11 protein-coding genes are annotated in these 14,468 nt (G+C 37.3%); 9 read left to right on the forward strand and 2 right to left on the reverse strand.

Annotation, left to right across the window (positions count from 1 at the left end):
* Nucleotides 1-314 precede the first annotated feature (314 nt).
* The 6 genes from QUE35_RS01110 (at nucleotide 315) to QUE35_RS01135 (ending at nucleotide 6,207) form a co-directional block, all read left to right on the forward strand.
* Nucleotides 315-899, forward strand: a complete 585-nt coding sequence (locus QUE35_RS01110; RefSeq protein ID WP_031258025.1) for a TetR/AcrR family transcriptional regulator — start codon at nucleotides 315-317, stop codon at nucleotides 897-899.
* Nucleotides 900-935: 36 nt separating this feature from the next.
* Entirely contained in the window at nucleotides 936-1,880 is a 945-nt protein-coding gene (locus tag QUE35_RS01115; RefSeq protein WP_022390654.1) for a 3-oxoacyl-ACP synthase III family protein, read from the forward strand.
* 26 nt (nucleotides 1,881-1,906) lie between these two features.
* On the forward strand, nucleotides 1,907-2,653 hold the full coding sequence (gene fabG / locus QUE35_RS01120) for a 3-oxoacyl-[acyl-carrier-protein] reductase (protein ID WP_022390653.1): 747 nt from the start codon (nucleotides 1,907-1,909) through the stop codon (nucleotides 2,651-2,653).
* A gap of 103 nt (nucleotides 2,654-2,756) precedes the next feature.
* Nucleotides 2,757-3,446: an RluA family pseudouridine synthase gene (locus tag QUE35_RS01125; RefSeq protein WP_022599456.1), complete on the forward strand. Its 690-nt coding sequence runs from the start codon at nucleotides 2,757-2,759 to the stop codon at nucleotides 3,444-3,446.
* Nucleotides 3,447-3,477: 31 nt separating this feature from the next.
* Nucleotides 3,478-5,562 carry a right-handed parallel beta-helix repeat-containing protein gene (locus QUE35_RS01130; protein ID WP_022599454.1) on the forward strand — a complete coding sequence of 695 codons (2,085 nt, stop codon included), beginning with the start codon at nucleotides 3,478-3,480 and terminating at the stop codon, nucleotides 5,560-5,562.
* 126 nt (nucleotides 5,563-5,688) lie between these two features.
* Nucleotides 5,689-6,207, forward strand: a complete 519-nt coding sequence (locus QUE35_RS01135; protein WP_022599451.1) for a ferritin — start codon at nucleotides 5,689-5,691, stop codon at nucleotides 6,205-6,207.
* Nucleotides 6,208-6,282: 75 nt separating this feature from the next.
* On the opposite strand, the gene QUE35_RS01140 is transcribed toward QUE35_RS01135, so the two are convergent.
* Together QUE35_RS01140 and QUE35_RS01145 are read right to left on the reverse strand one after the other, a co-directional pair.
* Nucleotides 6,283-6,915: a TetR/AcrR family transcriptional regulator gene (locus tag QUE35_RS01140; protein WP_009316804.1), complete on the reverse strand. Its 633-nt coding sequence runs from the start codon at nucleotides 6,913-6,915 to the stop codon at nucleotides 6,283-6,285.
* Nucleotides 6,908-11,116, reverse strand: coding sequence for an acyl-CoA dehydratase activase (locus QUE35_RS01145; protein WP_022599449.1), 4,209 nt, complete (start codon nucleotides 11,114-11,116; stop codon nucleotides 6,908-6,910). Before QUE35_RS01145 ends, QUE35_RS01140 begins: the two co-directional genes overlap by 8 nt.
* A 480-nt stretch (nucleotides 11,117-11,596) precedes the next feature.
* Here QUE35_RS01145 and QUE35_RS01150 point away from each other — a divergent pair, with 480 nt between their 5' ends.
* Genes QUE35_RS01150 through QUE35_RS01160 form a run of 3 tightly spaced genes read left to right on the forward strand, consistent with a single transcriptional unit; the run spans nucleotide 11,597 to nucleotide 14,455 of the window.
* Nucleotides 11,597-12,325 (forward strand): hypothetical protein, encoded by a 729-nt coding sequence (locus QUE35_RS01150; protein ID WP_009316806.1) that lies wholly within the window; start codon nucleotides 11,597-11,599, stop codon nucleotides 12,323-12,325.
* A gap of 5 nt (nucleotides 12,326-12,330) precedes the next feature.
* Nucleotides 12,331-13,488 (forward strand): radical SAM peptide maturase, CXXX-repeat target family, encoded by a 1,158-nt coding sequence (locus QUE35_RS01155; RefSeq protein ID WP_009316807.1) that lies wholly within the window; start codon nucleotides 12,331-12,333, stop codon nucleotides 13,486-13,488.
* Nucleotides 13,478-14,455, forward strand: coding sequence for a CXXX repeat peptide maturase (locus QUE35_RS01160; protein WP_022599445.1), 978 nt, complete (start codon nucleotides 13,478-13,480; stop codon nucleotides 14,453-14,455). The genes QUE35_RS01155 and QUE35_RS01160 overlap by 11 nt, the downstream gene beginning before the upstream one ends.
* Nucleotides 14,456-14,468 lie beyond the last annotated feature (13 nt).

Consider the following 14,468-nt stretch of genomic DNA (forward strand, 5'->3'; position numbering starts at 1 on the left):
GTCAAAATATTGACATGGCTTCTTTTATGTGTTTTTTATGAAAAATCCAATTATTTTCCGTTTTAATATAGGAAAATTTATAGATTTTATAACTGCAATATCTTTATTTTAAATGGATTCTAAAATAGATATATATGTTTCTCTTTTCTGTGTTGTTCTAATATGAATAAATAATTACATTTTTATGGTGTAAAACTCGCTATTTATGGTATTTTATTCATATAATATGATAAAATGTATATGATAAGTTTTGAGGTTAAGATAAAATAGTTACTTTTGCACAGTTTTTAATTAAGTGTGCAAAAGTAAAAAACATTTATATGTCTAAAACTCGTGAGATGCTGGTCGATGTAGCACGTCAATTATTTGCTAAGTCGGGGTTGGAAAATACTACGATGAATGACATTGCCATTGCATCTCGTAAAGGAAGACGGACTCTCTATACGTATTTCAAAAATAAAAACGAGATTTATTGGGCAGTAGTAGAATCGGAACTTGCACATTTATTGCAACGGCTTAAAGATATAGCTAATAAAGATCTCCCTCCTGAAGAAAAACTTACTAATTATATTCTTACCAGACTTGAGGCGGTTAAAGAGACCGTTTTGCGTAATGGCACTTTAAAAGCAGAGTTTTTCAGGGATATTTGGAAAGTAGAGCAAGCTCGTAAGAATATCGATATGCACGAAGTTGTGTTGCTAAAGGGAATTTTGAAGGAGGGTGTCGATAGAGGAGATTTTAGAATTACCAGCGTTTCTGCAACAGCGACGATATTGCATTATGCTCTAAAAGGTTTAGATGTGCCTTATATACGGGATAATTTTACCGAGATGGGGTTGGAAAGGCTTCGGGTAAAAGAATATATAGCAGATCTTGTGTTGTATGGAATCAAGAAATAAAGCAACAAAATTAATAAATTACTAATTTAAAATTGTATGTATATTAATGCGACCGGGTATTATATCCCTACAGAAAGAGTGTCTAACGACCATTTTTTTGAAATTAATGGGTTAACCAGTGACTGGATATTACAGCGAACGGGTATAAATACGCGATCTAAGGCCGGAGAAGGAGAAAATTCAGATACAATGGGGTTAGAAGCGATACGGGTTGCCATACCACATTTGCCGTACGACATAAAAGATGTTGATTTGATTGTTTCCGCATGTTATTCTCCTCGTGATACGGTGGCTACTTTGGCTCATGTTGCCCAACGCGAATTTAAGATAGAAAAGGCAAAAGCTTTGTATATATCATCGGCTTGTTCTTCATTCAGTAATGCACTTGAGGTTGTTGAGGGCTATTTTGCCATGGGAAAAGCAACCAAAGCTTTGGTTGTTTGTTCAGAGCATAATACTTATTATAGCAATGAAAGTGATCCCAAATGCGGACATTTATGGGGTGATGCCGCAGTCGCTCTTTTTGTTTCTAAAGATTTGCAGAAAGAAGGCGAAGCGGAGATAACCAGTATTTATACTCGAGGTTTGGGGCATATCGGTAAAGGCCCGGATGCTGTGCATTTGAAACCGAAAGAAGATGGAATTACAATGCCTGAAGGTCGAGATGTGTTCATGCATGCGTGTAAATATATGGTTGAAGTTCTTGAACATTTGACTTCGGATAACCAGATGTCGATTGACGATTTGAATTATATTATATGTCATCAGGCAAATATGCGTATCGTAGCGAATGTCGCTCATCAGTTGAAGCTCGGAGAAGACCGTTTTCTGAATAATATTCGGGAGTTGGGAAATACAGGTTCGGCAAGTGCCATGCTGGTTTTGGCGCAGCATATCCATGAAATGAAAAAAGGAGATAAGGTCGCTGTCACTGTTTTTGGTGGAGGTTATTCAAGTGGCGGATTTTTAGTGAAATTTTGATTTTAATCTATTTAATAAGATAACTTATGAAATTATTGCAAGGAAAAGTTGCCGTTATTACAGGTGCGGCTCGTGGAATAGGCAAAGCGATTGCCATCAAATTTGCAAATGAAGGTGCGGATATTGCGTTTACCGATTTGGCCATTGATGATAATGCAAAAGCTACAGAAGCTGAAATAGCAGCTTTAGGTGTAAAAGTAAAAGGGTATGCTTCGAATGCAGCGAATTTTGAAGATACACATAACGTTGTTACTGAGATTGTAAAAGATTTTGGACGCATCGACATTTTGGTAAATAATGCAGGAATCACTCGGGACGGTCTGATGATGCGTATGTCAGAAGCCCAATGGGATATGGTAATCAATGTGAACTTGAAATCTGCATTTAATTTTATACACGCAGTTTCTCCTGTTATGATGAAACAAAAGAGCGGGAGTATCATAAACATGTCTTCTGTTGTCGGTGTATCGGGTAATGCCGGACAATGTAATTATTCAGCATCGAAAGCCGGTATGATAGGTCTGGCTAAATCTATTGCAAAAGAGCTTGGTTCTCGCGGTATTCGTGCCAATTGTATCGCTCCGGGATTTATTATTACCGATATGACAGGTGCATTATCTGATGAAGTGAAAGAAGCTTGGGCAAAACAAATTCCATTACGTCGTGGCGGTACACCCGAAGATGTTGCTAACGTATGTACTTTCCTTGCTTCCGACCTTTCTTCATATGTTACCGGGCAAGTTATTCACTGTTGTGGCGGTATGAATATGTAAAGAATATTTTATAACATATATTCAGAAGGTAAAAGAATCATTACGATTCTTTTACCTTCTGTTTTTTTATCCCTATCTTTGTTTCATATCTAATGTATATTTTATGACGGTATTGTATGAAGATAATCATTTGATTATCGTAAATAAAACGACATCGGAGATCGTACAGGGTGATAAAACCGGAGATACTCCTCTATCTGAAATATTGAAGTTATGGCTGAAAGAGAAGTACGGTAAACCCGGAAATGTATTTGTCGGGGTAACCCATCGGCTCGACCGTCCGGTGAGCGGATTGGTGATTTTTGCTAAAACAAGCAAAGCTCTGACACGGATGAATGAGATGTTTCGCAATAACGAGGTGAAAAAAAAATATTGGGCGATCGTAAAAAATCGTCCGCCGAAAGACTCGGATGAGATTACTCATTATATTGTGAGGAATGAGAAAATAAACAAGTCGATTGCATGGGACAGAATGAAACCTAATGCTAAAGAAGCCGTTCTTGCGTATCGGATAGTTGCTCATAGTGATAAATATTATTTATTGGAAATAGATTTGAAAACAGGAAGACATCATCAAATTCGATGCCAATTGTCTAAGATCGGGTGTCCTATAAAGGGTGATTTGAAGTATGGAGCTGAGCGATCTAATCCGGACGGAGGCATTAGCCTGCATGCCCGTCATATTAAATTTATTCATCCGGTATCCAAGGTAGAAATCGATATAACTGCCCCGGTTCCGGATAATAATCTTTGGAAAACTTTTGAGAAGTTGGCCGGATCTTTTTCAGAATAAAGAATTATACACACACTAATTATTTTATATTATGAGAACACATCTTAAATTTGCGGTAGTGTTTTTGATTACCGTATTCGTTTTTGTCGGCTTGTCGGCACAGACCTTTATCCATCCCGGTATTGATATGTGCCGGGAAGATCTTGAGTTGATGAAGAATAAAACATTGGCGGGAGAACAGCCTTGGCGGGGAGCTTTTGAGCGTCTAAAGGCGGAAACACCTCTTTCTTTCGAAGTTAAGACTTATGCGCATGTTATCAGTGGACCGTACGGAAAACCTGATATTGGCGGATCGGATCTTTCTAAAGGTGCGGTAATGGCTTATAATTGTGCTGTTTTGTGGTATATTACAGAAGATAAAGCCTATGCAGAAAAAGCGATCGAAATTATAGGAAAGTGGTCTGAATCATTGCGTAGTCTGGACGAAAACAACGCTAAGTTGCTGGTTGCTCTTTCCGGATATAAATTTTGCAATGCCGCTGAAATTTTAAGATATACTTATCCGGGTTGGACTGAAAATCACACAGCGGCTTTTACAGAAATGATTATGAGCGTGTATTATCCGTTATTGAGATTCTATTTCCCTCAGGCAAACGGAAATTGGGATGGAGCGATTATGCATACTTTATTGTCGATCGCTATTTTTACCAATGATCGGCCGCTTTTTGATAATGCAGTTTATCATTATTTGCATGGAAAGGCAAACGGCAGTTTGATTAAATATATTTTTCCGAATGGACAATGTCAAGAAACTACCCGGGATCAGGGACATGTACAAATGGGGCTTGGTGAATTTGCCGGAGCAGCCCGAATTGCCTATACACAAGGCGTTGATCTTTTTTCTGCCGGTGATAACCGTTTGGCATTAGGTTATGAATATACTTCTCGTTTTCTTTTAGGAGAAGATATTTTCTCTTACGGAGAACCTTCTCATCGTGATAAGGATTTACGCAATGATTACGGGATAGAGTATGTCTATCAACACTATAAAGCCCAGGGAATAGACATGCCATATACTCGTTCTATATGTGATAAAGTTCGGGATAAGTCTTCGTTGATATTGCTTACAGCTTTCCGTGCGGCTTTTCAGGGAAAAACGCCCGAGCAGAGACCTTTGATTTGCAGTAAGATTGCTTATCCTGCAGGAGCGTTAAGAGTATCGGATTTTAAAATACCGGAAGGTGCGATTGTCGTATCGCCTGGAGATTCGTTACAGCAAATATTGGATAATGAGGCGGGACACAAGCGTACAATTTTTTTGAAAGCCGGAGAGTACACGATGAATAAAACTCTGAAAATCCATTCGGGGACGCATTTGATCGGAGAAGGTACAAAAACAGTTCTTATGTTTACACCGTCTGTACGAACTGCTGCAATTATGGCTGCCACGCCAGACATGAGTGATGTCGTTATTGAAAATTTGATAATAGAAGGTGCTCGGGAACATGCTGCTGGTTTTGATCCCAATGCCGGACGCTTTGAAAGACAAAGACGTTATGCAAATAATTTGGCCGGAATATCTTTCCGTAGTGAAAAAAATTATTCACTTTCCGGGATAACCTTGAGAAATCTTTCTGTAATTAATTTTTCTCGTACAGGAGTATATATTTCAGGTGCAAAAAATGTAAAAATAGAAGCTTGCGATTTTACTGAGAATGGGACATTTGTCGTACCGGGGCCGAGACTTCAACATAATTTATTGTTGCAGCGTGTTGATGGTGGAGTTGTGCGGGATAGTCGTTTCGATACCTCTTTACATGGAGCAGGTGTTGTGTTGGATCATTGCCGTTCATTAGATTTGAAAGATTGTGAAATAGCCCGGAATGCATGGCATGGAGTTTTATTGTCCGAATGTTCCGGTATAAATATTTCTGAAAATTTGATAGAAGGAAATGACGGTTGTGGTATTTTGTCGGAATTTTTATATAAGGGATCGAGTAATCTCAAAATTCGAAAAAATAGAATCCGCTATAATAACGGATATGGAGTCGAAGCTTTTGCGGTTAAAAATCTTTCTGTGTCAGGTAATTGCTATGATCGTAACGGAAAGTTGGGAGCGCAAGAACATTTATGTTCAGATCTTACTTTACAAATGGAAAAGATCTCAGTCGATTGAAAGAGAGAATAAAATATGTTTGGATAAACAAGTTTTTTATTTGAGAAAAATGATAAATCATTATTGCATTTGATAAGATTTGTATATCTTTGAAAGTTCTATTCATTTTATTAAAATTAAATAGTCATGTTAAGTAAAAAGATTGAGGAAGCTTTAAATGCTCAAGTAAATGCGGAGTTTTGGTCTGCATATCTTTATTTGTCTATGTCTACTAATTTTGCAGTAAAAGGAAACCCCGGATTTGCGAATTGGTTTGAAACTCAGTTTAAAGAAGAGCAAGATCATGCGTTGATTTTTACAAAATACATTCTTTCTCGAGGGGGAAAAGTAACATTAGCTCCTATTGCCGAGGTAAAGACCGAATGGAACACTCCTTTGTCTGCTTTTGAAGATACTCTCGCTCATGAACAGAAAGTAACTTCTATGATCAATGATTTGTATGCTTTGGCTACAGCGGAAAAAGACTATGCGACTCAAAGTATGTTAAAGTGGTTTATCGATGAACAAGTAGAAGAAGAAGAGACGGCTCAAGGCATTATTGACAGTCTTAAAATGATTAAGGACAATGGATTTGGTATCTATACTTTAGATAAGGAACTCGGTGCTCGTACTTATACACAAGCTGCTCCGTTAGCCGGGAAATAATAAATCCGGCTAGGCTATTATAAAAGGGAAACAGATTTTTATCTGTTTCCCTTTCTATATTTATAGTGATATTTTTCAGTTCTGATTTTCATTTGAAAGAAGATTACATACATGTGTGATGATGTATGGTTTCCATTTCGCAAGCATTTCATCATAAGTTTCATTTTCTTCGAGTAGAATATTTTGGCACATGTTTTTTGTTGAGAATGGCATTGTCAATAACGAATAAAATGTGAGAAACAGAAAGCGCATGGGTACTGTTTTGAGTTTTCCTTTTTTCATTTCATTTTGTAATCCATTTCTTATAGTATCGAAATAGTGGACAGAGTGCATTTCAGTTATAGTTTTAGAAAAGTAATCGAAATCGCGATGCATCTCTTTCATTATAAATATAGGTAGATTAGGATTGGCTTTAAATACTTCGTAGTAAGCATCTACGACTCTTCCTATACGTTCTCCGATCGGTGTGTCTTGTTGTAATATTATATCCTGAACTTTGGGTATCAAAGATTTTACAATCGATCCGAACACGGCTTGGAACATTTTATCTTTTGTCCGGAAGTAGTAATGCACTCCGGGTCGATTTATTCCTACCTTTGTCGCAATGTCGCTCATGCTGGTCTCCGCAAAACCATTTTCAATAAACAGCTCTTTGGCAGCTTCTATTATTTTTGTTTCCAAATCTTCGCTCTTTTTATTTTCAGTCATGATTATAGTTATTTTTTAAATTATCAATAAAAAGGAGTATTCGGTTTTTTATATTGACATCGCTGACTCCACTATCGAAATCTAAAGATAGAAAATTTATTTCTGGATATAAATCTTTTATTCGTTTTTCCATCCCTTTTGCCACGATATGGTTGGCAATACAGCCAAAAGGTTGTAGGCTTATAACATGTTTTACTCCTTGTTTGGTCATTGAGAGAATCTCTCCGGGCAGTAGCCATCCTTCTCCGAATTGAGCGCAAAGCGATATCACTTTGCTGGCTTCTTCTGCTTTAGAGAAGATACTTTCGAATGGAGTGAAATAACGAAATTGACGACTGACGGTATTTGCTCGATCTATTTGTTTTTTTACCCTATTGTATATCCAATGAATAACAATATCCGGCAGAATTTTTTTTGAAAGTTTATTGTTTTGATTGACTTTTGTATTTACAAAACTCTGCATAAAAAAGTCTGTCAGAAGCGGAGGAATTACTTCTATACCCTGCTCTGTCAGCCATGATGTAATGTCCTTTTGTGCAAACGGATTGAATTTCAGATAAATTTCTCCTACTATACCTACTTTGTTCGTGTCTTTTTCTAAAACAATTTTATTGAAAGCTTGAGCTGCAGATGAAAGTAGATTCCAAATCTCATTTACACTGTTTTTTCGGATAGCTTCTATCGCTGCATTCATGTAATGGTCGAGTAGGAGAGCAGCCATTCCTTTTTCTTTTTCGCGAATAACCGATGCATAGTAAAATTTTGCCAGGCAGTCGCTGTATAGTAATGACGTAACAACAATTGGGAAAACTTTTATCCAATTGATTTTGAATCCGGGCTGGTTATTGTTTATACCCGAATTGGCTGTGATCGATATGACCGGGACATCTTTAAATCCGGATTCTGTCAGAGCTTTTTTAATGAGAGAAATGTAATTGGATGCCCTGCATTGTCCCCCGGTTTGTGTAATTGCAACAGCCGTATTTTGAGGGTCGTATTTCCCGGTTTTGAACGCTTTTACTATATCTCCGACAATAAGTGTAGCAGGATAACATACTTCGTTATTAGCGTATTTTAATCCCCATTCACATGATTGTGAATCACTGACAGGAAGATTATCGACATCATAACCGGCAAGTCCCATGAGCGGAGGTATTAGCGGAGAAATAAAAGGGGTGAAAAAAGGAGCTATGATTTTTCGGTATTTATCTTTTTTTCTGAATATGGGAGTTTGCATAAATGGCAACGTCTCGTTTTCCTGTGTTTTTTGCATTGAGAGCTTTAAACTCTCTATTACCGATCGTACACGTAATTTGAGTGAACCGAGATTGCTCACATCATCGATTTTCAATAGAGTCAGAGTCTTTCCATGACGTCTTAGCAGATTGTGTGTCTCGTCAGTCAAAAAAGCATCCGGTCCGCATCCAAAAGAGGTCATTTGCATGAATTGGATGTGCTTATCCTGTTTTGCCGCCCATTTGGCAGCTTTCAAGATACGGTTGGTATAAGCCCATTGAGAAATGAAGTTTACGTCGTTTATTTCAATGTCGAGGCCTCGTACAATGTCTTCTGTTATTACATTTGCTCCCATTGCGGAGATCATATCCGAGAGCTTATGTTGAATCAGCGGATCGGTATGATACGGTCTGCCCGCAAGAAGAACTGTAAGCTTTTGCGTGTCTTTATTCTGTTCCAATATATCCCTGTTATATTTTGTTATTTCCGCCTCATATTCATTCGATGCGGCTATTGCTTTTTCAAAAGCTTTTTTGATGGTGGAGCGGGCTATGCCGAATTGCTCCAGATACGCAGTGCACTGTTTGAAGAGCAATTGCTTGTTCTTAAAGGTTATTGCTGGAGAATCTATCGGAATATTGTCATGTTGTACCCCTTTTATGACTTCGGTATATCCTGACACAATAGGACAATTATAACTGTTTTGTCCCCCGTCGAGTTTCTCATATACAACGAAAGGCATAAAAATACGGTCGACTTTTTTAGTGATTAGATTTTTGATGTGACTATGCACCAGTTTTGCCGGGAAGCAGATATTGTCGGACATAACCTGTTTTGCACTTGCTTCATAGTCGGCAAACGTAGAAGCGTCAGAAAGTATAACATTGATATTGCAGTGTGTAAAAAGCGTATGCCAGAAAGGATATTCCTCATACATATTAAGACAACGGGGCATCCCGATCGTTGTTATGGGAAAGTCGATATTGACTTTACGGTCGAAGAGTAGCTCCAGCTTGCGTGTATATGCGTTAATGCCGTGTTCGTTTTTTTGACCCTTATTTGTAAATACCTTTTCACAACGATTCCCGGAGAAATAACGGTTGCCGTTGTTAAAACGGTATACTGTGACTAAACATTGATTTTCACATCCGTGACATTGCTGTGGGTGTGTAGTATAATCAGAACTGCCGATAAATTTTTCAAGAGATATTATATTACCCTGTTTTTGCCGGGCATAAAGGGCACAACCTATAGCTCCCATCAATTCGGGATGATTGCAACGGAATACTTCATGTCCTGTTAGTTTCTCAAAAGCATGCACTACTGAGTCGTTTTTCATGGTACCGCCTTGCACTACAATATGTTTGCCGAGTTCTTCTGTATTTTTTAAACGTAGTACTTTATAAAGGCAGTTTTTAACTACCGAATAGGATAGTCCGGCGGCTATGTCACTTACCGTGGCTCCTTCACGTAAAGCTTGTTTTACTTTAGAATTCATGAAAACGGTACAGCGAGTGCCGAGATCATAAGGTAATGTTGCTTCACAGGCTTTACGGGAAAATTCATCTATACTATACCCTAATGATTTTGAAAATGTTTCTATGAAAGAGCCGCATCCTGAGGAACAGGCCTCATTTATTTCCATACGGTTTATTACACCGTCGTTGATAAATATCGCTTTCATGTCTTGCCCTCCGATATCGAGAATAAAGGATACTTTGTTTGTAATATGCCGGGCAGCCATGTAATGGGCAATAGTTTCTATAATACCGTAATCGAGAAGAAATGAAGCTTTTAGCAGATCTTCACCGTAGCCCGTTGAACAACTTCCGGTTATGACGATTTCTGCCTCAGCCTCTTTACATTTATCTTGAAACAATCTCAATCCGTTCTGTACCGTAGCGATCGGATTACCGTCATTGTTATGATAATAATGAAAAACTATCTCGCCATCATTATTCAGTGCCACGATTTTTGTCGTTGTAGAGCCCGAGTCTATCCCGAGAGTTACTTCGGTTTTACCACGAGTGAGTGTTGTCTCTTTTATTTCGTGACAAGATATTCTTGATTTCCAAGATTTATAGTCTTCTTCATCTTTAAATATCGGCTCTAACCCTTTGGCGATCGTAACAGTATTATTCAGTCCTTTTTGTATATTTTCAATTAGTGAAGATAATTTGATCGCTTTATTTTTATCTGCAGAAAGGGCAGCTCCTAACGCAGGAATTAGATGGCTGTCTTGAGGTATGACAATGCCGTCATCTGTTATTTTAAGGTAGTCTTTAAATGCTTGTCGCAGTGCCGGTAAAAAAGTAAGAGGTCCGCCACAAAATAAGACTGGTGTTTGTATATCGCATCCATGAGCCAGTGTGACAACGACCTGTACGGCTACGGCATGAAATATAGAAGCGGCAATATCATCTTTGTTCACGTTTTTTGCTATCAGATTTTGTATATCGGTTTTACTGAATACTCCACAACGTGAAGCTATCGGATAAATGTTCTTTGCCCTTATTGCCAGTTGATTCAATTCTTCAGTAGGTATTCCGAGAAGTATCGCCATTTGGTCTATAAAAGCTCCTGTTCCTCCGGCGCAATTACCGTTCATTCTCAAATCTGTCGCTTTGCCTTCGTTAAAGAATACGACTTTAGCATCTTCGCCTCCGATGTCTATCATTGATTTTACATCGGGATGGTCTTTTTGTACGACTTTAGTTGCGGCTATTACTTCTTGTATGAATGGAAATGAACATTTTTCTGATACTCCCATGCCTACCGAACCAGTAATATCAATCGTTACTTCTACATCACCGATTTGAGATTGTAGATTTTTCATAAACGATATAAGCAGATCTTTTACTTTGGCGTTATGTCGTTCGTATGCGGAAAATATGATTTTGTCATACTCGTCAAGTACGACAATCTTGGCTGTTGTAGAGCCTATATCTATACCAACCTTAATCATTTGTGTTTTATATATTATTTTACACTATTGTCAAACGCAAAAGTAAAAACTGGTGTGCTAAGATCCAAGAGCGGTTGAAAATAAATAACTGTTGTTAATATTTTTTTGATAGAATCCGGGATATAGTCGGTTGAAAATCAACGAAAGAAAACACAAAAGTGATCAGATAATACTTTCTTATTGGAAAATTTATAAAGGTCGCATAATACTTATTGTTGAAGTAAAGTAAGATAGCGAAAGAATTAATTTTAGATTTGATAAAAATTGATTTTATAAAGTATTGTAGTGCGTTGTTTTTATTGATTGATACTATTTTGCGATATATATATTATTTATTAAGTTTGTTACCATTTACTTGCATATATAGATAAATTTTGCGAATATTGCATATAGATTGTACATATAGTAATCGGGTATCAGACTTCTATTTTGTAATTTTGCCGGCAGATCGATTAGGATAATTTAATTCATTTATTTTTTATGAAGATAGAAAATGATAAAATAGATGAGAAATCTTCTTTAGATAGAAGACAGTTTATTAAGAAAACATTATTTTCTATACCTATACTTACTTCTATATCAATAACTTCATTACTTACTTCTTGTGAAAAAGATACAGAAGATTTAAGTTCTGGAGGAGGTGGAGGTCATCTCGGTTGTAATAATTCATGTAGTTCTTCTTGTAGCGGAGATTGTTCTTCTGGTTGTGGAGGAGACTGTTCTAATATTTGTACGGCAACATGCGGCAATAATTGTACGAGTGGATGTATTGATGCGTGTACAGCAACATGTGGTAATACTTGTTCTAATACCGGATTAAAAAGCAGTATAGAACAATTTGGTTGCGGACTTCCTCCCGGATGTAGCAGTTCTTGTAGTTCAGGATGCTCTAACGCTTGTAGTAAAGCTTGTAGTGTGGGTTGTATGGGGGCATGTAGCAGCAGTTGCGGTGGTACTTGCTCGGGGACTTGTAGTACTCAGTGTTCGGGAAGTTGCAAAGGTTCTTCTACTTCCAGCGGCTGTAGTGGATGTTCTGCCACTTGTAGTGGGACATCAAGATCCAGCACATGTTCTACTTGCGGGTCGGGATGTGCGAATAGTTGCATAGCAGGATGTGGTGCTTGTGGAAAAAGTTGCACTACCGGTTGTGATAATACGTGCCGTTCGGGATGCGATACTCAGTGTTCACTTAATTGTGCTTTTTATTAATCAGCATGGTACAGGAAGAAAGCCAACGTGAATGGATAAAAGGTAATGCCCGACATATAACTTTTATCGTAACGGAGAATTGCCAATTGCGCTGTAAGTATTGTTATATAACAGGAAAAAACAGTATTAAGAAAATGTCGTTTGACATTGCTGCTAAATCTGTGGATATGATACTTGATATGCCGCAGTTGGTGTTTGGAAATGAGGGTGTCGTATGGGAATTTATAGGGGGAGAGCCTCTTATGGAAATCGATCTGATCGATCGTATCTGTGATTACATCAAAATTAGAATGTTTGAAATGAATCATCCTTGGTTCAATTCTTATCGAATAAGTATATCGACTAATGGACTGTTATATAGTTCTCCCAAAGTCCAAAAATTTATAGAGAAAAATAGCAAGCATCTGAGTATAGGTATATCTATAGATGGAAATAAAGAGAAACATGACAGTCAGCGAATATTTCCGAACGGTGAAGGTTCTTATGAAGAAGTGTTGAGGAATGTGAAACTTTGGTTGGCGCAATTTCCTGAAGCAACGACAAAAGCTACGATTTCTCATGATGATCTTCCGTATGTTAAAGATAGTGTTTTGCATTTATGGAGTATCGGTATAAAGTATGTGAATATGAATACCATTTTTGAGAATTGTTGGGAAGATGGCGATGATCTTATTTTTGAGAGGCAGTTAACCGAACTTGCGGACGAAATAATAGCAAATAAGTATTATAATAATTTTTATTGTTCTCTATTTGATCGGAGTTTAAGTGAACCGGTAATAAAAGACGGTAACGATTCGAACTGGTGTGGTGCAGGTAAAATGATTGCGGTGGGATGTGATGGCGGTTTTTATCCTTGTATTCGATTTATTGATTATTCTTTAAATAATAAACCCGGATTAAAGATCGGGGATTGTAAAACGGGTATTGATAAAAATCTGTTACGGCCGTTTGAAACATTACGAAAATCGACGCAAAGTAGTATGGAGTGTATGGACTGCGAAGATAGCAATGGATGCGCTTGGTGTCAGGGAGCTAATTATGATTTTGCTGATTCGGACACAATTTTTCAGCGAGCTACTTATATTTGTAAAATGCATAAGGCTCGTGTCCGGGCTAATAAATACTTTTGGAATAAACTGGACAGAATTGAAAATGGAAAATAGTAAGTTGGAATCTGTCGTTATTGTTACAGACGATATTGCTCCGTCTTTTTGTTATTACGATAGCAAAACAAAAATGACCGGATTGATGCCGATTGACGTATTGAAAGATAGTATAAATTTTTGTGAAAGGGGAGGCTATGCGGCAACGGTCTTGTATAGTGCCAGAATATCGGAGGAACATCTAAAACTTTTGGATGGTTTTGCTCATATAAAAGTGCTGGATATAGATACTCTGAAGTTTTGTTTACCAGATCCGGAAAATGATATTATAATTGTCGAATTAGGAAAATTTCAAAATTTAGACACTCTTCAAGGTAAGAAATATAATATTATTTTGAGAATGGACCTTGAAGAAGCTAAGCAGTTGCCAATGCTTATATATCAGTATCACCATTATTTTCGAAGGTTGAATGTTCTTTTTAAAAATGTTGGATCGGCAACGGAATCGGCTTTAAATCAGTTCAGGATAGATATAGAGCCGTTAAAAAATGTTATATACGATTTGTTAGTATCGGGCAATGCATTTGAGTTTAATATGGTAACCGATAGGATGGTTTTAGATAGCGTAAATTCTTGTGATGCGGGGATAAAACATCTAACGATAGCTCCGAATGGTTGTTTTTATGTTTGTCCGGCATTTTATTATGAAGATGAGGATCATGCAGTCGGTTCTTTAAATACAGGTATCAATATACCTAATAGTCATTTATTGACAATACAATATTCTGCTTTGTGCCGTATTTGTGACTCATATCAATGTAGAAGATGTGTATTTTTGAATAAGAAGATGACACATGAAGTCAATACTCCTTCTCATCAACAATGTGTATTGAGCCATCATGAACGGAATTTGTCTGGTATTTTATTGCAGAAGCTGCAAAGCAAGCATTTTTTCAGTCATATAAAAAATATACCGCCACTATATTATTTAGACCCGTTAGATTATTATCAAGATATAGTAAAATGAATAATGTAATAAA

It is taken from the genome of Coprobacter fastidiosus (assembly GCF_030296935.1).
GTDB lineage: Bacteria > Bacteroidota > Bacteroidia > Bacteroidales > Coprobacteraceae > Coprobacter > Coprobacter fastidiosus.